We start from the raw sequence: 16,565 nt of genomic DNA on the forward strand, positions 1-16,565 counted from the left end.
GTGGATGATCGGATCGACCGGATGTGCGACAGTTGCCCTCCGGATTTGCGACACAGGGGTACGAATGGCCGAGATGACGTTGCTGAGCGGCTCCACCGCGGAGGTTGACGCGGATGACAGGCCTGCCTTCTGGCGTCATCACGTGCACAACAATCACGGCGGTACCCGCATTCGCTACGCCAACTCGCGAGGCTTCTCGGGAGCGACGGTCGTCCAGCGGCTCAGCAATTATCGGCTCGGCGATTTCCAAGCGGTGGACTTCACCTCCCAGGAAGTCTCCTATGAACGTGATAGCGCACATATCGGCAATGACGGTGATCGCAGCGGTCGGCTACTGATCCCACGCCGCGGGCTGCTCGGACTGGCGCAGGGTGACAGCACGGTGCAATTGCGGCCCGGTCAGCTGGGTGTGGTCGATTGGGGGCAGCCGATGACACTGGCCCACAGCGATCAGGTCCGCGCCTGGATCCTGACCGTTCCGGCCGGCGTCATACGGGCTGTGCGTGGCAACCGCCCGCACTTGGCTCTCGAGGCATGTGATCCGCTGCTGGGATCAGTCGTGGCACTGGCCGAGCAATTGCACCGCCACCGCGCGACACTCACCGCCCAGCAATTTCTGACCACCAGTACCCATTTGGTCGGCCTGCTCGCCGCCGCGCTCGACGAGCGCCGCGCCCCGGAAAGCACACGGCTGGCGGCTATTTCACGCGACGCCCAGCGTCACATTCGCGCGTACTCCGATGATCCGCGCCTGACTGTGGACACACTGGCCGAGAACCTCGGGATCACACGTCGCCAGCTCGAACGTGCGATGCGGCTCGCACAGACCACTCCCCACGCCTTTCTGCTGAAAGCCCGAGTGCAGCGCGCCGCCGAGCGGCTCACCGACCCGCTCTGGGCGGGCAGGACGGTCACCGATATCGCCTTCGAGTGCGGGTTTTCCGCAATGTCCGTCTTCAACAAGGCATTCCGTGACCATTACAAGCTCACGCCCGGCGAGATGCGCCGAGGCGCGACCCGAAGGTGATGCCCGAAATCAGTAGCACCGCAAAGGCAATGGGCGCGAACATCTGATATCCGACCCAGACCTCACCTCCGAAGCCTGCGCCCTGCCATGCCAGCAGCAGACCGGCGCTCGCCGCGAGTACCCACCCGCTGTCATACGCGACCATGAGAGCCGTATACCTCCGTGCCGGACGCCTGGTCACGTACCTGATCTCCACCCCGCCGCCGATCACCAGCGCGCCGCCCGCGACCACCAACATCCATACGGGCACGCCGAGCAGACGCCCGAGCGTTGACGCGCCACCGAGCGCCCCTACTCCCAACAGCACTTTGAACGCGCCGTCAGCGATGATTCCCGCAGTCCTGATCCGAGTCGATTCCATGGTCTGGGTCATGACCGATCCTCCTGAAGCCTGCCGGGTTGTTTCGTAATCAGATTACGGTAATAATCTAATTATGCGAATGACGAGGGCGGAGACCAAGGAGCGGAATCGGCGGGCGCTGCTCGATGCCGCGTTCCAGATCGTGTCCCGCGACGGGTACCGCGCCAAGCTCGAGGAGATCGCCGTTCGCGCCGAGGTGACCACCGGGGCGATCTACTCCCTGTTCGGCAGTAAGAACGGACTGGTGGTCGCGATGATCAGCGACTATCTGACTCCGCATTACGACGAGATCGAACGGACGATCTCCGCCGAGATGGACCTGGTCGAGGCGGTCGATGCCTTCGCACGCTACTACCGGGGTACCTGCGACGGCCCGGACGCGCTGTCCGGACTGACGTTGCAGATCACGTTGCTGGACATGGCCGTTCACGATCACGAGCTCGGCTCCCAACTGGCGGAATCCATTCGCGAACAGGAAAGCCACCTGATCGCGCTGTTCACGGGACGAAACCACAACGGGCGCAGGGTAACCCCGCAGCACGCGCAACGCCTGGCAACGGCATTGCGCGCGCTGTTCGTCGGCATGAGTCAGGGCGTCATCCTCGGCCTCGCTCCCGATGCCGACGAGCAGTACTTCGCCGACGCCGCACGCGCCCTGGCCGCCGGTATGGGATAGATCCCGGCCCGGAGTTATGCCACCGCATTGGTAGAGTCCGGAGACGAAAGGGCTGGGGTGGGATCGACTACACGACAAGAAAATTCGGCAGGCGCGGTGGTTCGACGGCGAGCCCGGGCCTCAGTACTCCTATTCGCGGGGCTTGCGGTGGCGTTCACGATGGTGCTGGCGATTGTTGTCACGGGCTGCGTATCGGTGCTGTCCAAAGTCAATCTGAAGGATCTGACGGTTGATGATTACTATGTGACGACCCAGCTGTCCGATGGACAGGCCAGGGCCGATATGGCGCGGATTTTTCATCTCCACGTCCCGGACAATTGGCCGATGGTGCAGATGCGGACGAACTGCAACGTCGGGACGACGCTCAATACCTGTTCGTATACCGGCTCGTTCAGCGGTCCGGCAGCCGAATTCGACCGGTACCCTTCACTTTTCCTGGCTCAGCCGCCCGAGACCTCCGACCTACCCCCGGCCCGACCCGTCACATGCAAAGACCTCGCAGACCGATCGATGCTCGGGCTGGTGTCCGAATTCGGCATAGACTGCGCCGCCTCACAGCGATTGCTGCTGAGTGAGTTGAGGGCGGCTCGCACGGTGCTGATCACCGGTACCGACGCCGCGGTCACCGTGTATGTGCGAGCCATGGTCTGAGGTTCGCACTGGCGCGCCGGTGCGGGCGCGGACCTGTTCGATGGTGACCTCGGGGGCGAGTTCGACCAGGGCCAAGCCGTTTTCGGTTACGTCCAGCACGGCCAGGTCGGTGATGATGCGGTGCACCACGCCTACGCCGGTCAACGGCAGAGTGCAGTGTTCGACGATTTTGGGGGTGTCGTCCTTGGCGGTGTGCTCGGTCAGCACGATCACTCGGCGCGCTCCGTGCACCAGGTCCATGGCCCCGCCCATACCCTTGATCATCTTGCCCGGGATCGACCAGTTGGCCAGGTCACCGGTCTCCGACACCTGGATGGCGCCCAGGATCGCGACGTCGAGGTGCCCGCCGCGAATGATCCCGAACGAGAGCGCCGAGTCGATGTAGCTCGCGCCCGGGCGCAGGGTGACCGTCTCCTTGCCCGCGTTGATCAGATCCGGGTCCTGTTGTCCGGCAACGGGATACGGTCCGACTCCCAGGATGCCGTTCTCGCTGTGCAGTACGACGGTGATGTCGTCGGGGACATAGTTGGGCACCAGGGTCGGCAAGCCGATCCCGAGGTTGACGTATTGACCGTCGGTGAGTTCGGCAGCGGCGCGGGCGGCCATCTCATGGCGGGTCCAGGGCATGGGTGTTCCTCGAATGTGTAGGTAGAAGGCGGGAAGCGGGCTCAGGCCGAGATTGGCTGGCGCACAGTGAGTTTCTCGATGCGCTTGTCGACGGAGGCGACCGGAACCACACGCTGCACGAAGACCCCGGGCACATGCACCTGGTCGGCCGGAATCTCACCGGGTTCGACGAGCCGCTCCACCTCGGCGATCGTGATCTTTCCCGCCATGGCACACAGGGCATTGAAATTGCCTGCGGAGGCATGGAATACGAGATTGCCGTGCCGGTCGCCGATCGCGGCGTGCACCAGAGCGTAGTCGGTGGTGATCGCGTGTTCGAGGATGTAGTCGCGGCCTTCGAACGTGCGCATCTCCTTGGCGGGCGCGTGCACGCCCACGGTGCCATCGGCGCTGTAGCGCAATGGCATCGAGCCGTCGGCGACCGGCGTGCCCAGTCCCGCCGGGGTGTAGAACGCCGGGATCCCGCACCCTCCGGCGCGCAGCCGCTCGGCGAGGCTGCCCTGCGGGGTCAGCTCGACTTCGAGCTCACCGGCCAGATACTGCCGCGCGAATTCCTTGTTCTCCCCGACATAGGACGCGGTGACCCGCCGGATGCGCCCGGCCGCGAGCAGTCGCCCCAGCCCCCAATCGTCGACTCCGCAATTGTTGGACACGACATCCAGATCGCCCACCCCGGCGGATTCGAGTGCCTCGATGAGGGTTTCGGGGATACCGCACAATCCGAAACCACCCACGGCGAGTGTCGCCCCCGCGGGGATATCGGCGATCGCGGTCGCCGGATCTGTGATCGTCTTGTCCATCACGGACGTTCTCCTTACTCGATATCGGCCTCCGCCGAATTCGGTTGATCGGGTGCGCAACTGATCAACAGCTGCGCGGTGTGCGCGATGTGATCGCGCAGAAGCTCCTGTGCCAGTTCGGGATCGCGGCCCACGGCCGCCTCGAGCAGCGCGCGGTGCTCGGCGGGCAGATCCCGCTCGGGCTCATTGCCGAACGAGACCGACCACTGCAAATACAGTTCGGCTTCCTGCCGCAGCGCCCGCGCGGTGTCCAGCAGGCGGCGGTTGCCGCAGCCGTTGAGCAGCGCGATATGGAACGCCGCGTGCGCGGCGGACCACTCATCGGTGGGATGGTCCGGATCGGCCGGGTCCCGGAACGGCGTGCGCTCCAGCAGATGGTGTGCGGCAACGGCATTGGCTTCCCACTGCATATCGCCGTCCTGCACGGACAGCTTCAGCACCAGGGATTCGACCTCGACCCGGGCCTGGGTCAGATCGGCCAGGTCCTGATGCGAGAGCGGGCGCACCAGATACCCCTGATGCGCTTTGGTCGTCACCAGTCCCTCGGCGGTCAGTTTGGTCAGCGCCTCACGGGTCGCCCCGACACTGACCTTGTACCGCTCGGACAGGTCCGGGAACTTCAGCCGCTCGCCCGGTACCAGGCGGCCGCCGAGGATGTCGGCGCGTAACGCCTGGTAGATGCCATCGGTACGGGTCGTTCCGCCGCTCTTCGCCATGCAAACACGGTATCACTATACGAAACAATCTTGCAGAATCGAAACTATACGTCTACTTTCGAAAGTGATCCAGTGCACAGGCCCGCGTCGGGCCGCATTCTCGAAACAGGAGTTCCCCCGTGCGATTCGCCAATATTTCCGATCGATTGACCCTGGTCACGACCTCGGACCGCGTCGTGGATATCGAGCAGGCCAGCGGTGGCACGTTCGGCTCGGGGATACAGGACGCCTACCCGCGCTGGGATGAGCTCCTGCGATTCTGCGGCGATCTCGATGCCGAACCCGGTGTGCCGCTGGCCGATATCGCACCCGCCGACTTCGGCAATCCCGCCCCCGCGCCGCGCCAGGTCTTCGCCATCGGCCTCAACTACGCCGATCACGCCGCCGAATCCGCGTTCGCGGTGCCCGAGGAACCGCCGGTGTTCACCAAGTTCGCCTCCTCGCTGGCCGGGCCCTACGGCACCGTGACCCTGCCCCCGGGCAAGGTCGACTGGGAGGTCGAACTGGTCATCGTCATCGGCAGGCCCGCACACCGGGTCGCGACCGCCGACGGCTGGGCACATGTCGCCGGAATCTCAGTGGGACAAGACCTTTCCGAGCGCAACCGCCAGCGCGTCGGCCCGGCCCCGCAATTCAGCATGGGCAAGTCCTTCCCCGGCTTCGGCCCCATCGGCCCGCTGCTCGTCACCCCCGACGAGTTCGACAACCCGGACGACATCGAATTGGGCTGCCTGATCAACGGTGAGCAGATGCAGAAGGGCAGGACTCGCGACATGGTCTTCCCCGTCACCGAACTCATCGCACGCCTGTCGGCCATCACCCCGCTGCTCCCCGGCGATGTCATCTTCACCGGCACCCCCGCGGGCGTGGGCCTGGGCCGCACGCCCGAACGCTATCTGGCGCCCGGGGACGAATTGGTCAGCTATGTGCGCGGCGTCGGCGAGATGCGGCACGTCATGGTCTCCGATCACTGAACCGCACAACGCTTTTCGAAGGAGCCAGGCAATGGCGCTGCACGCACTGTCCTCGGTCACCATCGGGGTGCCCGACCCGAACGCCACCCGTGACTACTACACCGATTTCGGCCTCGCCCCGCGCCCCGATGGCTGGCTGGGCACCCGCGACGGCGGCAACCAGCTGCGGCTGGTGTGTACGCCGACCCGGCGACTGGTCGAAATCTCCTTGGGCGCAGACGATCCCGATGATCTCGACGCGATCGCCGCACGCCTGCGCCGACTGGATCTACCGGTGACCCGCACCCCCGATGCGCTCACCACCGTGGAACCCATCGCCGGATTCACTGCGGTGGTGCGCGTGGCCGCGCGGCTCACCCAGCCCGAGACGCTCGCCACCGCGTACAACGGCCCGGGCCGCCTCGAACGGGTCGGAGCCCGCGCGCCCGGTGTACTGCGCACTGAACCGGTTCGCCCGCGCAAACTCGGGCATGTGGTGATGGGTTCGGTCGATTACGAGGCCACCCGCCGATTCCTCTGCGACGGACTGGGATTCAAGCTCAGCGACGAAATCAAGGGTGAGGGCGCGTTCCTGCGTTGCTCCACCGATCATCACAACGTGCTGGTACTGCGCGCCCCGGTGAACTTCCTGCACCACACCTCCTGGCAGGTCGAGGACATCGACGAGGTCGGGCGCGGTGCGAGCGCCATGCTCGACGGCAACCCCGAACGGCACGTATGGGGCCTGGGCCGCCACCACGCGGGCTCGAATTTCTTCTGGTACCTCAAGGATCCGGCGGGCAACTTCTCCGAGTACTACTCCGATATGGACGCCATCGTCGATGACCAACTGTGGAAACCCGAGGTGTTCGAGGGCGCGCAGGGCCTGTTCAATTGGGGCCCGCCGCCGCCACCGTCGTTCCTGCACCCCGAGGACCTCGCGGCCCTCATGACCGGCGCACACCACGCCGGCTGAGGAGAAAGAACCGAGCAATGCCGGACAAGATTCACGATGTGGCCATAGTGGGCTTCGGCCCGGTCGGCCAACTGCTCGCCATCCTGCTGGGTCGCCAGGGTCACGAGGTGCTCGTGCTCGAACGCTGGCCCGAGCCCTATCCCAAACCACGTGCGGTGCACTTCGATCACGAGATCGGGCGGATCTTCCAGGCCGCCGGGGTCGCCGAGCAGGTCATGGCGATCACCGATCCGGTCCCGGACTTCTATGAGTGGCGCAATACCTCCGGGGAGTCGCTACTGCGCATCGATTGGAGCGGGATCGGTGAAAGCGGTTGGCCCACAGCCAATTTCTTCTCCCAGCCGGATCTCGAACTCGTGCTCGCCGAGGCTGCGCAGTCGATCACCTCGGTTACCGTACTGCGCGGACACGAGGTCATCGATATCGCCGAACACGCCGACCATGCCGAGATCACCGCTGCCACCCCCGAGGGCGAACGAGGCTTCGCGGCCCGCTGGGTCATCGGCGCGGACGGCGCGAACTCCTTCGTGCGCCGCGCCATGGGTGTGGCGACCACCGATCTCGGATTCTTCTTCGACTGGCTGATCGTGGACACCATCCCCCACGATGATCAGCGGTGGTCGCCGATGAACTGGCAACTGTGTGATCCGGTGCGCCCCACCACCATCGTCTCGGGTGGACCCGGTAGGCGGCGTTGGGAGTTCATGCGGCTGCCGCACGAAACCGTCGCCGAGCTCAACACCACCGAGACCGCGTGGCGGCTGCTCGAGCCGTGGGGCCGCAATCCCGACAACAGCAGCATCGAACGGCACACCGTCTACACCTTCCAAGCCCAATGCGTGGACACCTGGCGTTCGGGGCGGCTGCTGCTGGCCGGTGACGCGGCGCATCTGATGCCGCCCTTCGCCGGACAGGGGATGTGCTCGGGGCTGCGCGACGCGCTCAATCTGTCCTGGAAACTCAATCTCGTGCTGCACAATGTGGCCGATCCGGGGCTGCTGGACAGCTACTCCACCGAGCGTTCGGCTCACGTGCGCCACGCGATCGATATGTCCATCGCGCTGGGTGAAGTGATCTGTGTGCTCGATGAACACGTTGCCGCACAACGGGATCTGCGCATGATCGCCGGTGAGGCCGATCCCGCGCGGGTGCTCCCGCCGGGCGCGCCGCCGGTGCTCGGCGACGGTGTGCTCCATCATGACCGCGACCACGCCCTGCCCGGCAGTGTCGGACAGCTGGTGCCGCAACGGCGCATCGCGCAGGGCACGGCGGTCGGGCTGCTCGACGATATCGCCGGATCCGGGTTCAAGATCCTGACCGACGGTCCCGTCGCCGATATCGTGCTCACCGACGATCAATGGGCGTTCCTCGACGAAATCGAGGCCGTGGTCCTGCAATTGAGCACCGATGGGCGCTACGGCACCTTCGCGGATCTGGACAACGAGTATCTGCCCTGGCTGCGCGAGCGCGACGCGGTCGCGGCTGTGCTGCGTCCGGACTTCTACCTCTACGGGATGGCTTGCGCCCCGATACAACTCGGCGAGCTCGTGGATGAGCTGCGCGCCCAGCTCCGGCCGGACTTCCGGTCGGTACCGCCGGTGACCGGTGAGTTCGCGCAGCTGCTTCAGCGCCGGAGCACCGAGTCGCGCTAGGCGCGTCACCCAGCATCACCCCAGGAGATAATGATGTCCGACAACGAAATCTACGACGTGGTGCAGATCGGCTACGGCTCCGTCGGCCAGACCATGGCCGCACTTCTGGGCCGGACCGGGCATCGCGTCGCGGTTTTCGAACGTCGGTGCTCGCATTACCTCGGTCGAGAGTCGTGCATCGACACCGCGCTCTATGGAGCAGTACACGACTCCGCCAGCGTGCCAGCGTATTTCGGTTGGGAGGCCGCAGGAATCATCCGCTATCACGACCATGTCGAAGTGCGGCTGCGCTCGGCACGCATCGATGAGCGTGGCGGTGTCGTGCGTGGTGAGGTGGCTCGCACGGTGCGGACTCGATATCTGATCGGCGCGGACGGGGCCGCCAGCCTCGTGCGCGACCACATCGGTGCGGGCCTGCTCCTCATCGAATTCCACGACGGCGCTCACACTTTCGAATGCAAGCTCGCGGAGCGCTGGCGCGACGGCCGAATCTTCCTGATCGGCGACGCGGCACACATCTTGCCGCCCGCCGTGGAACGGCGGACAACCCAAGGGGTACGCGACGCGCAAGCGCTGGCGTGGCGACTCGACCTGGCGCTGCGCGGGTTCGGCGGGTCCGCGCTGCTGGACTCCTACGAGAGCGAACGCGTACCCCACGTCCGCGCGCTCATCGACAGAAAGGCAAACGGCATGGGATACAACAGCTTCGACGTCGATGTCATAGTCATCGGAACCGATCCGCCCGGGCTGACCGCGGCCGCGGAAATCGCCTCCTCGGGCGCTCGCGTCCGCATCCTGGAACAACGCCCACTCGATCCCGCATCTGCCCTTCCCGAATGGGCGGGCAAGCACGGCGTAGATATCCGCTTCGGCCGCGAAGTCGTCGGAGTAGACGACAACGGCGTCCGAGTCACCGTCACCTCCAAGGACCCCCAGGGCCGCAGCTACCTGACCACTGCCCGCCGGTACGTTGCACAACCATGACCATGACTCCCCGGCAACGCGCGGTCTACGAGGCAATAGTGCACGGCCAACGCGCCTCCGGCCCCCAGCACTTCCCCCTCCTCGACTCCCAAGGCCGCCTACAGGGCCCCTTCGGCCTCATGGTCGAAGTCCCCGAAGTCGGCGACCCCCTCCAGGAACTCGGCGCAGCCCTGCGCTACCACACCGCCCTGACCGCCCGCGAACGCGAAATCGCCATCCTCACAGTATCCCGCTGCACCGCAAGCAATTTCGAACGCTACGCCCACGAGGCAGTCGGCCGCGCCATCGGCCTCACCGACCCCGAACTCACCGCCCTCCGCGAAGGCACCTTCACCACCCCCGACCCCCGAGAACAAGCAATCGCAACCCTCTCCGAGCACCTGACTTTGCGCCCCGTCGCCACCCCTGGTGATCTACCACCGGCTGGGATTCTCGACCGAGCCTCAGTCATCGAGATCACCACGCTCGCCGGTTACTACCGAACCCTGGCCCAGCTCATGGGCGTATTCGACATCGGCGCACCCGAGTTGGCCGAATAGCCCACTAGCACAACGCTTTCAGCCTCGGCGACCAACTCCGAAGTGGCCGGGCGAGGACGGCATCTCACCCGGCCACTCATCGAGCCAGGCGGACGTCACGGGCAGCGACATCCATCCGCCAGCTCAAACGGGCACCGGTTCCTGCGGAGTCGAACACCCGATGCCCCATCGGCCGCACCACGACCGACACGATCACTCTGCCCACCCGTCCTCGGGCCAACCGCCGCCGAAACTGGCAATCGGCTGGGAACCGGGGCAAACCTTTGTGCCGTCTCCTTCACTGACTTCTGTCCTCATCCTCGACGCGCTGACGAATCGCCCGCACGGTTCGGTCTTTCGGGATCCGTGCGGGCCAGCAGATCACCGTGACGACGACCGCCAGAGGAAGTCCGAGCACGATCACCCACCCGAGCGTGATCCAGCCGCCGCTCATCGAATCTCACTGTCTTTCACTGAGATCGCTTGCACTTCGATAGTCGGCATCATCGGGCGGACGACCGCGATCGTGATGTGGGAGCGCAATTCGTCGGAATCGACTTCCCACCCGTCGTCGCCGACCAGTCCCCATGTCCCGTCGTGATGGACGAGTAGGCGTCCGCCCTCGGTCGGTGCCAGCGCCAGTTTCCAAGCATCCTCGTCGTCGTGTTGTGCAGGAAGGTCCATCGCCTGCCCCTTCGCTTTCGCCACGGTAGGCACCCACCTCCCCGAACCAACCGGACACGGTGCCGACCAGGAGGGGTGCTGAAAATTACGCTAGGCGTGGGTGGATACGGTCGGCCGCGATACGGTGTTGACAACGTGTTTGCTGGTAGGCCGAGGCTGGAGTAGCCGAATGGAATCAGGCTCGCTGCTACGCGCCGCGCGGGAGGCGGCGGGGGTCGGGCTGCGCGAAATCGCGGCGCTGACTCACTACAGCCCGTCATACTTGTCACTCATCGAGTCCGGGAAACGGACCGTTCCCGCCGAGGTTGTCGCCGCCTACCAGTGTGCGCTCGGCGAGTCAGCGGACGGGGAACAGGCTGGGGCGGAATGGATTCAACGCGTGGCCGCGTCGGATATCGGCGGTGACGCCCTCGATCGTCTGGAGGCGGCCGTCGATGACCTGGCTTCGGCGTACCCCACGACTCCACCCGCCGTGCTGCTGGCCGATATCCGTCAGCACCTGGGGTACGCGGCCCGGCTGATGGACAGCCGCAAGACACTGACCCAGCACCGGCGCTTGCTCGTCACGGTCGGGTGGTTGTCGCTGCTGGCGTGCACATGCCATATCGACCTGGGTGAGACCGCAGCCGCTGCCGCGCGCGGTCACGCTGCCCGGGATATCGCAGAGGAAGCTGACCACCCGGAAATATCGGCGTGGTGCCTCGAGACCCGCGCCTGGCAGCTCCTGACCGCGGGGAACTTCGTAGCGGCGGCGAAAGTATCGCGGGCCGCACAAAGCGTGGCCCCGCAAGATAGTTCGGTGTTCATTCAATCCACCGCTCAAGAGGGCCGCGCATTGGCGCGGCTCGGAGACACCACTGGCACACACGACGCGCTGCGCAGAGTCGCGCGGCTGGTGTCAGGCCTGAGCACACCCGAACGTCCCGAACACCACTTCCGATACGACCCCGCGAAGTCCGATGCCTACGTGGCGACCACACTGGCGTGGCTGGGTGATCCGGCTGCCGAGTCCTACGCCCGCCATGTCCTGACCGACCTGGCAGCGGCTGCGACTACCAGGCCACGCCGAATCGCCTCAGCGAACCTGGATCTCGGGTTGGCGTTGGTGGCCGCCGACAAGCCCGACGAAGCCGCGAACGTCGCCTTAGTCGCGGTGGAATCGGGCAGGCTGGTCCCGTCGAATTATTGGCGTGTGGTGGAGGTGGTTTCGGGGATCGACAGCCATGGCGCACCCGACGCCGCCATTGTTCGTGAGGCGTTCCGCGACACTTATAGGGCTGCGGATCGCCTGCGCCCGGGGACGTTTACGATCCCCAGTTGATTTCTCCGATTCCGTTCTCGCCGAATTCGATTCCCTCGAAGAAGATGTGGTGGACGTCGATTCCGTCGAACCAGGGTTGCTGGTGGCGGGTGGCTCGTTCGGTTTCCGTTACGGCGGTGAGTAGGTCGTCGACGGTGAACCATTGGCCGTTGGGGGCTTGATGGGTGATGGGGTCGCCGAGGCCGCGCAGGGTTACTTCGGGTTGCGACAGTGCGGGTTGGGTGAGTTCTTCGGAGGTTGGGGCGCGGAAATCCGCGTTTCCTTCCCAAACCTGTACGGCGAGGGTGAGTTCGGCAATTTCGGCGGTGGGGGTTGCGCGTTGGTTCGACAGGTTCGGGGAGATGTCTTCGGGGGGTTCGGAGAGGGTGATGTTCAAGGTGCCGGACAGGCTGTTGAAGAACTCGAGGGACACGCGGGGGCACCTTATTTCGATGTCGGGCGGCTGACGGGGAGTGGACGACCGGTCTCCAGTAGGGATTTCAGGTCGCTCAGCATGAAGGGGTAACCGCCGCCGAAGCCTTCGGATTCCAGGTCGCCGGAGATGATGATCGAGATGAGGGGGGCGCCGGAGACGTCGTGGATGACGGTGAGGGCGCAGGTGTCGTCGCCTCGGTCTCGGATCTCATAGCGCAGATAGGTTTCCGGTTGGGTGACCAGGTTTTCATCACCTAGGAAGTGGATGCGGGCGGCCCAGAGGTTCGGTGGGGCGTAGTCGGTGATCGTGCCGCGGATGATGATCTCCGGGTCGGTGTCGATCGGGCGAGGGCCCGAGGGGGCGAAAACCGTGAAGGCTCCGCCGATTCGGGGTTCGATGATGCTGCGGCCGCCGAAGCCGTAGCGCACGGTCCAGTCGGGATCGGTGATTGCCTGCCAAATGCGTTGTGCCGGTGCGGCAATGATGACGCGATGGATCTGCGCCGTTTCCGGGCGGGCGCGGGAGAGGATGTCCTGCAGGCTCACGATTCCAGGTCCTTCTTGAGGTCGGCCAGGGCGGTGATCTGCTGCTCGGTGAACTTGTCGATCCAGCGGTCGTGAATCAGCCGGATCGGCACCGGGTTCAGATAGTGCAGCTTCTTTCGCCCGCTGCGCACCACCGTCACCAGACCCGCTTCCTCGAGCAGGCGCAGATGTTTGCTGATGCCGAAGCGCGTCATCTCCACATCGGTCTCCAACTCGGTCAGCGTCTGCCCGTCCCTGGCGAACAGTGCGTCCAGCAGGTGCCGCCGGGTGGGATCGGCCAGCGCCTTGAACACCGCGTCCTCGTCCACAACCCCCACCCTATACGAGACCAAAAGGTCACATGACCGTTGACATGTGACCTTTTGGTCACCTATCGTTCGAAACCATGACCAGATACATAGTTCTGTACCTCGCACCCCTCTCGGTCGCCGAACGATTCGCCCAGGCCACACCCGCCGAAGCCGCGAAAGGCATGCAGTTGTGGGTGGATTGGAGCACCCGCATCGGCACCGGCCTCATCGACGGCGGCAAACCCCTCGGCAATGCCCGCCGCATCACCCCCACCGGCACCTCCGAAACCGACAGCGGCGTAATCGGCATGTCCATCCTGCAAGCAGACTCCATGGCTGAGGCGCTCGAACTCGTCGGCGATCACCACCACCTGCACTGGGCCGAACAGTGCGAGATTGTCGTCTTGGAAGAACAGCCCATTCCCGAACTCCAGCACTGAACAAGCGGGATAGGACGCGCGTGGTGTGCCCGGCGGACGGCGTTCAGGCCTGGACCACGGGAGCTAAAACGAGTTCGCACCATTCACGGAAGCTGGTCGGGGTGGTGGTCGCGTCGGTGCGGGGGACGGCGTTGTCCAGGCCTTCGTTCTTGGCGCGCATCATGTCGACAAACGCCGTCGCAATCGCGTCGCTGGCCCCTCGCGCGGTGAGAGTGGCACGGAAGTCGGCGAGAGACTCTCGCTCATAACGGATTTCGCGACCGAACACCTCGGAGAGTGTGTGCGCCATATCGTTCGGAGACAGGTCCTGCGGCCCGAGGAGTGCAACTTCGCCGGTGCCGGACCAGGAGCGGTCCACGAGCAGACGGGTGGCCGCAGCGGCGATGTCGCGGGTGGCGACCATCGGGGCCGCGAAGTCGTCGGGTGTGGTGCCGGTGAAGACGCCCGCGTCCCGGATCGAGATCGCTTGCCACAGCAGGTTATCCATGAAGGAGGGGTTAGCCAGCGCTCGATAGGCCACGCCCGTGCTGGCGATGAGGTCATCCATGGCCAGCGAGGCCGTCACGTGTCCGGCCGTATCGGCGACGGGAGTTCCGCGACCCAGCGCCGAGATACCGACAACGTGCCCGACCCGGTGGACGGTGAACGCCTTCGCCGCCGCGCGGGTGAATCCGGAGAACGCGGCGTCCAGGCTCGGGGCTTGCATATCGGGCGGGATGAGCCACAGCACCGCGTCCGCACCGGCGAAGGCGCGGTCCACGGTGTCGGGATCGCGATGTGATCCGGTGACGATCTCGGCGCGGGCGCGGACCTCCGCCGGGAGCTTGCCGGGATCGCGCGCGATGACGCGCAATTCCTCAGTGTAAGTGGGGGTTTCGATCAGGTTGCGCAGGACCTGGCTGCCAATGCTGCCGGTGGGAGAGGTAATGACGATCATGATTCGAGTCTGGTGAGAGAACGCCGCGCCGTCCAAGACCCTGTCCGTCGATTGATACCCTGGGGGTATGGATCTGGATCTGCGCAAGCTCCGCTACTTCGCCGCAGTGGCCGAGCACAGGCATTTCGGTCGAGCGGCGGACAAGCTCTTCATCGCCCAGCCGGTGCTGAGTCGTCAGATCAAGGCATTCGAGCAGGAGCTCGACTGCGAGCTGCTGGTGCGAACCACCCGCAGCGTGGAATTGACCGCCGCCGGGGAGCAGCTCTATCGGGAGGCGCAGCGGATCTTCGATACCGTCGACACCGCGGTTCGGCGTGTGCAGGACGCCGACCTCGGCGTGCGCCGACTGGTGGTCGCCTTCTCGACCGGACTCCATGTCTCCGAGGCGATTCGGGAATTCTCGCTGCGCCACCCCGAGGTGGAGACCGACGTGGTCCCGGCCCGCTGGCGCGAAGGAGATGCGCCCCTGCGTGACGGTCGAGCTCGAATCGGTTACCTGCGAAGGCCTTTCGATGAATCCGGGATGCGTGTCATCCCGGTCGACATCGAGTCCAGGGTCGCCTGCATGCCCGCCACCCATCCGCTGGCAGCACGCACCGAACTCACCATGGCCGATCTCGACCCCGAACCGATGCTCGACATCGCCAAACGCAAGACCACCTCGCTCGAGGAGAAATTCGAACTCGTCGCCTCCGGCCACGGACTGGTGCTGGTCCCGCTCAGCGTCGCCCGCGCCTACGTCCGCCCCGACCTGGTGCATCGTGCGGTCATCGACGCCCCCGGCACCGAAACGTGCCTGGTCGTCGCCGCGGACAATCGCGACAAGCTGGTCCGGGAGTTCCTCGATATCGCCCTGGCGATGCTGCGGTCTTAGCCGCGGGTTACGCGCTCTCCGAACCGAACTCGGGGAAGAGCGTCACCTGCGGTCGCGACGCCGCCCACTCGCGTACCCACGCCCCGGCCGGACCGTAGATCTCGGCCGAGACCAGCTCCGCGCAGTCGAAGACGATCTCGAGCCACTTCGCGCCCCGCTCGTTGTGCTCCATCGCGGCATCGGAATCGACATACTCCTCCAGCGCCACGTAGCTGCCCGGCACCGTGGAAAACCACCGGTACGTGCGGGTTTCGGGCTCTTCGGCCGCCTGCGCGCGCAGTGCGAGCGCGGCCTCCTCGAACTCCGCCTGCCGACCATCGCGCACATCGAAACGCGCGCACACGAAAAAGCTCATGGCTCATTGCACCAATGCCGCCGTGGAAGATCAACGGGCTAGGCGAGATCGGGGTTGCGGCGGCGCGGTCATCCGAATAGCGTAGACATTCATAATGAATGACGTAAATACTTCTGATTCGGGAATGGCTCGCGGTCCGGATGGCCTGATGTACGACCCGGGCACCCGGCAAGCGATGCAGACGCTTACCGCCGACGAGGCAGACGGCTCGATGGAAGCCGCCGCGGCCCTGCGCCTGGCCTGGCAGTCCGTGGACAAGCTGCGCTCCGCGGGCGCGGGTGGCCGCGGACTCAGCACTGGAGCCCTGGATGTGCTTGGGCGACTGGCGATTTCCGATCACAACCTGAGCATCGGTGAGCTGGCCCGGCTGTGCGGGGTCAGCTCGCGCAATATCACCGGCCTGGTCGACACGCTCGCGGCAAAGGGTTTGGCCGAACGCATTCCGGACCCACGCGATCGACGCGGGGTCCGGGTCGCGATCACGCGTACCGGACGCGAGTGGCTCGAGTCCTTCCGAGAACCGACGCGACGGGCGATGGACGCCATATTCGCCGGATTCACTCCCGACGACCTCGCACAGCTGCGCCACCTGTGCCTCCGGGTCGTCGAGAACCAACGCCGAATTCAGCAGTACCTCGACAACGCCAATCCCCCAGCGACATAGCACTATCCGAGGAGCAGCGATGGACGCATATCGGCGATCGAGCTGATCTTCGACGCGACGCCCTGGCACGCCATCATGGCGTCCTTGCCAAACATCGAA

At 65.3% G+C, this 16,565-nt stretch carries 23 protein-coding genes; 12 read left to right on the forward strand and 11 right to left on the reverse strand.

Annotated elements, in window-relative coordinates; translation table 11 throughout:
• The first annotated feature begins 4 nt into the window (after nucleotides 1-4).
• On the forward strand, nucleotides 5-1,027 hold the full coding sequence (locus tag ACFVUS_RS24290) for a helix-turn-helix domain-containing protein (RefSeq protein WP_387770628.1): 1,023 nt from the start codon (nucleotides 5-7) through the stop codon (nucleotides 1,025-1,027).
• Here ACFVUS_RS24290 and ACFVUS_RS24295 read toward each other — a convergent pair.
• A complete protein-coding gene (locus ACFVUS_RS24295; RefSeq protein ID WP_387770631.1) occupies nucleotides 987-1,400 on the reverse strand; it encodes a hypothetical protein in 414 nt (137 codons plus the stop codon). The genes ACFVUS_RS24290 and ACFVUS_RS24295 overlap by 41 nt on opposite strands.
• 67 nt (nucleotides 1,401-1,467) lie before the next feature.
• On the opposite strand from ACFVUS_RS24295, the gene ACFVUS_RS24300 reads away from it, so the two are divergent.
• Nucleotides 1,468-2,064 carry a TetR/AcrR family transcriptional regulator gene (locus ACFVUS_RS24300; protein WP_387770634.1) on the forward strand — a complete coding sequence of 199 codons (597 nt, stop codon included), beginning with the start codon at nucleotides 1,468-1,470 and terminating at the stop codon, nucleotides 2,062-2,064.
• A gap of 147 nt (nucleotides 2,065-2,211) precedes the next feature.
• Complete coding sequence (locus ACFVUS_RS24305; RefSeq protein ID WP_387770637.1) at nucleotides 2,212-2,715, forward strand: hypothetical protein; 504 nt, start codon at nucleotides 2,212-2,214, stop codon at nucleotides 2,713-2,715.
• Here the strand turns inward: ACFVUS_RS24305 and ACFVUS_RS24310 are convergent.
• Genes ACFVUS_RS24310 through ACFVUS_RS24320 form a run of 3 tightly spaced genes read right to left on the reverse strand, consistent with a single transcriptional unit; the run spans nucleotide 2,617 to nucleotide 4,858 of the window.
• A complete protein-coding gene (locus ACFVUS_RS24310) occupies nucleotides 2,617-3,342 on the reverse strand; it encodes a CoA transferase subunit B (RefSeq protein ID WP_387770640.1) in 726 nt (241 codons plus the stop codon). The two genes, ACFVUS_RS24305 and ACFVUS_RS24310, sit on opposite strands and share 99 nt — an antisense overlap.
• Before the next feature lie 41 nt (nucleotides 3,343-3,383).
• Nucleotides 3,384-4,142 carry a CoA transferase subunit A gene (locus ACFVUS_RS24315; RefSeq protein WP_387774663.1) on the reverse strand — a complete coding sequence of 253 codons (759 nt, stop codon included), beginning with the start codon at nucleotides 4,140-4,142 and terminating at the stop codon, nucleotides 3,384-3,386.
• Nucleotides 4,143-4,156: 14 nt separating this feature from the next.
• Entirely contained in the window at nucleotides 4,157-4,858 is a 702-nt protein-coding gene (locus ACFVUS_RS24320) for a GntR family transcriptional regulator (protein ID WP_387770643.1), read from the reverse strand.
• A 119-nt stretch (nucleotides 4,859-4,977) separates the two neighbouring features.
• Between ACFVUS_RS24320 and ACFVUS_RS24325 the strand changes: the two genes are divergently transcribed.
• Genes ACFVUS_RS24325 through ACFVUS_RS24345 form a run of 5 tightly spaced genes read left to right on the forward strand, consistent with a single transcriptional unit; the run spans nucleotide 4,978 to nucleotide 9,962 of the window.
• On the forward strand, nucleotides 4,978-5,832 hold the full coding sequence (locus ACFVUS_RS24325; RefSeq protein ID WP_387770647.1) for a fumarylacetoacetate hydrolase family protein: 855 nt from the start codon (nucleotides 4,978-4,980) through the stop codon (nucleotides 5,830-5,832).
• A gap of 31 nt (nucleotides 5,833-5,863) precedes the next feature.
• On the forward strand, nucleotides 5,864-6,787 hold the full coding sequence (locus tag ACFVUS_RS24330; protein ID WP_387770650.1) for a VOC family protein: 924 nt from the start codon (nucleotides 5,864-5,866) through the stop codon (nucleotides 6,785-6,787).
• A 17-nt stretch (nucleotides 6,788-6,804) separates the two neighbouring features.
• Nucleotides 6,805-8,439, forward strand: a complete 1,635-nt coding sequence (locus ACFVUS_RS24335) for a bifunctional 3-(3-hydroxy-phenyl)propionate/3-hydroxycinnamic acid hydroxylase (protein WP_387770653.1) — start codon at nucleotides 6,805-6,807, stop codon at nucleotides 8,437-8,439.
• Nucleotides 8,440-8,472: 33 nt separating this feature from the next.
• Nucleotides 8,473-9,423 carry an FAD-dependent monooxygenase gene (locus tag ACFVUS_RS24340; RefSeq protein ID WP_387770655.1) on the forward strand — a complete coding sequence of 317 codons (951 nt, stop codon included), beginning with the start codon at nucleotides 8,473-8,475 and terminating at the stop codon, nucleotides 9,421-9,423.
• Nucleotides 9,420-9,962, forward strand: coding sequence for a carboxymuconolactone decarboxylase family protein (locus tag ACFVUS_RS24345; RefSeq protein ID WP_387770658.1), 543 nt, complete (start codon nucleotides 9,420-9,422; stop codon nucleotides 9,960-9,962). The genes ACFVUS_RS24340 and ACFVUS_RS24345 overlap by 4 nt, the downstream gene beginning before the upstream one ends.
• A 277-nt stretch (nucleotides 9,963-10,239) precedes the next feature.
• On the opposite strand, the gene ACFVUS_RS24350 is transcribed toward ACFVUS_RS24345, so the two are convergent.
• The gene (locus ACFVUS_RS24350; RefSeq protein ID WP_387770661.1) at nucleotides 10,240-10,395 is read right to left on the reverse strand and encodes a hypothetical protein; all 156 of its coding nucleotides are present in this window, start codon (nucleotides 10,393-10,395) and stop codon (nucleotides 10,240-10,242) included.
• On the reverse strand, nucleotides 10,392-10,649 hold the full coding sequence (locus tag ACFVUS_RS24355) for a hypothetical protein (protein ID WP_387770664.1): 258 nt from the start codon (nucleotides 10,647-10,649) through the stop codon (nucleotides 10,392-10,394). The genes ACFVUS_RS24350 and ACFVUS_RS24355 overlap by 4 nt, the downstream gene beginning before the upstream one ends.
• A gap of 145 nt (nucleotides 10,650-10,794) precedes the next feature.
• On the opposite strand from ACFVUS_RS24355, the gene ACFVUS_RS24360 reads away from it, so the two are divergent.
• A complete protein-coding gene (locus ACFVUS_RS24360) occupies nucleotides 10,795-11,946 on the forward strand; it encodes a helix-turn-helix transcriptional regulator (protein WP_387770666.1) in 1,152 nt (383 codons plus the stop codon).
• On the opposite strand, the gene ACFVUS_RS24365 is transcribed toward ACFVUS_RS24360, so the two are convergent.
• From ACFVUS_RS24365 to ACFVUS_RS24375, 3 genes are read right to left on the reverse strand one after another with little or no spacing between them, the layout of a single operon-like run.
• On the reverse strand, nucleotides 11,930-12,358 hold the full coding sequence (locus tag ACFVUS_RS24365; protein WP_387770668.1) for a hypothetical protein: 429 nt from the start codon (nucleotides 12,356-12,358) through the stop codon (nucleotides 11,930-11,932). The genes ACFVUS_RS24360 and ACFVUS_RS24365 overlap by 17 nt on opposite strands.
• An 11-nt stretch (nucleotides 12,359-12,369) precedes the next feature.
• Nucleotides 12,370-12,906: an SRPBCC domain-containing protein gene (locus ACFVUS_RS24370; protein WP_387770671.1), complete on the reverse strand. Its 537-nt coding sequence runs from the start codon at nucleotides 12,904-12,906 to the stop codon at nucleotides 12,370-12,372.
• Nucleotides 12,903-13,214, reverse strand: a complete 312-nt coding sequence (locus ACFVUS_RS24375) for an ArsR/SmtB family transcription factor (RefSeq protein ID WP_387770674.1) — start codon at nucleotides 13,212-13,214, stop codon at nucleotides 12,903-12,905. Before ACFVUS_RS24375 ends, ACFVUS_RS24370 begins: the two co-directional genes overlap by 4 nt.
• A 77-nt stretch (nucleotides 13,215-13,291) precedes the next feature.
• Here ACFVUS_RS24375 and ACFVUS_RS24380 point away from each other — a divergent pair, with 77 nt between their 5' ends.
• Nucleotides 13,292-13,636 (forward strand): hypothetical protein, encoded by a 345-nt coding sequence (locus tag ACFVUS_RS24380; protein WP_387770677.1) that lies wholly within the window; start codon nucleotides 13,292-13,294, stop codon nucleotides 13,634-13,636.
• 43 nt (nucleotides 13,637-13,679) lie between these two features.
• Here ACFVUS_RS24380 and ACFVUS_RS24385 read toward each other — a convergent pair whose 3' ends face one another.
• Entirely contained in the window at nucleotides 13,680-14,573 is an 894-nt protein-coding gene (locus ACFVUS_RS24385) for an NAD(P)H-binding protein (RefSeq protein ID WP_387770680.1), read from the reverse strand.
• Between the two features lie 67 nt (nucleotides 14,574-14,640).
• Between ACFVUS_RS24385 and ACFVUS_RS24390 the strand changes: the two genes are divergently transcribed.
• Nucleotides 14,641-15,447 (forward strand): LysR family transcriptional regulator, encoded by an 807-nt coding sequence (locus tag ACFVUS_RS24390; protein WP_387770683.1) that lies wholly within the window; start codon nucleotides 14,641-14,643, stop codon nucleotides 15,445-15,447.
• Nucleotides 15,448-15,454: 7 nt separating this feature from the next.
• Here ACFVUS_RS24390 and ACFVUS_RS24395 read toward each other — a convergent pair whose 3' ends face one another.
• Nucleotides 15,455-15,802, reverse strand: coding sequence for an antibiotic biosynthesis monooxygenase (locus ACFVUS_RS24395; protein ID WP_387770686.1), 348 nt, complete (start codon nucleotides 15,800-15,802; stop codon nucleotides 15,455-15,457).
• Nucleotides 15,803-15,926: 124 nt separating this feature from the next.
• On the opposite strand from ACFVUS_RS24395, the gene ACFVUS_RS24400 reads away from it, so the two are divergent.
• Nucleotides 15,927-16,466, forward strand: a complete 540-nt coding sequence (locus ACFVUS_RS24400; RefSeq protein WP_387770689.1) for a MarR family winged helix-turn-helix transcriptional regulator — start codon at nucleotides 15,927-15,929, stop codon at nucleotides 16,464-16,466.
• The last annotated feature ends 99 nt before the right edge of the window (nucleotides 16,467-16,565 follow it).

The organism is Nocardia sp. NPDC058058 (assembly GCF_042885355.1).
Lineage (GTDB): Bacteria > Actinomycetota > Actinomycetes > Mycobacteriales > Mycobacteriaceae > Nocardia.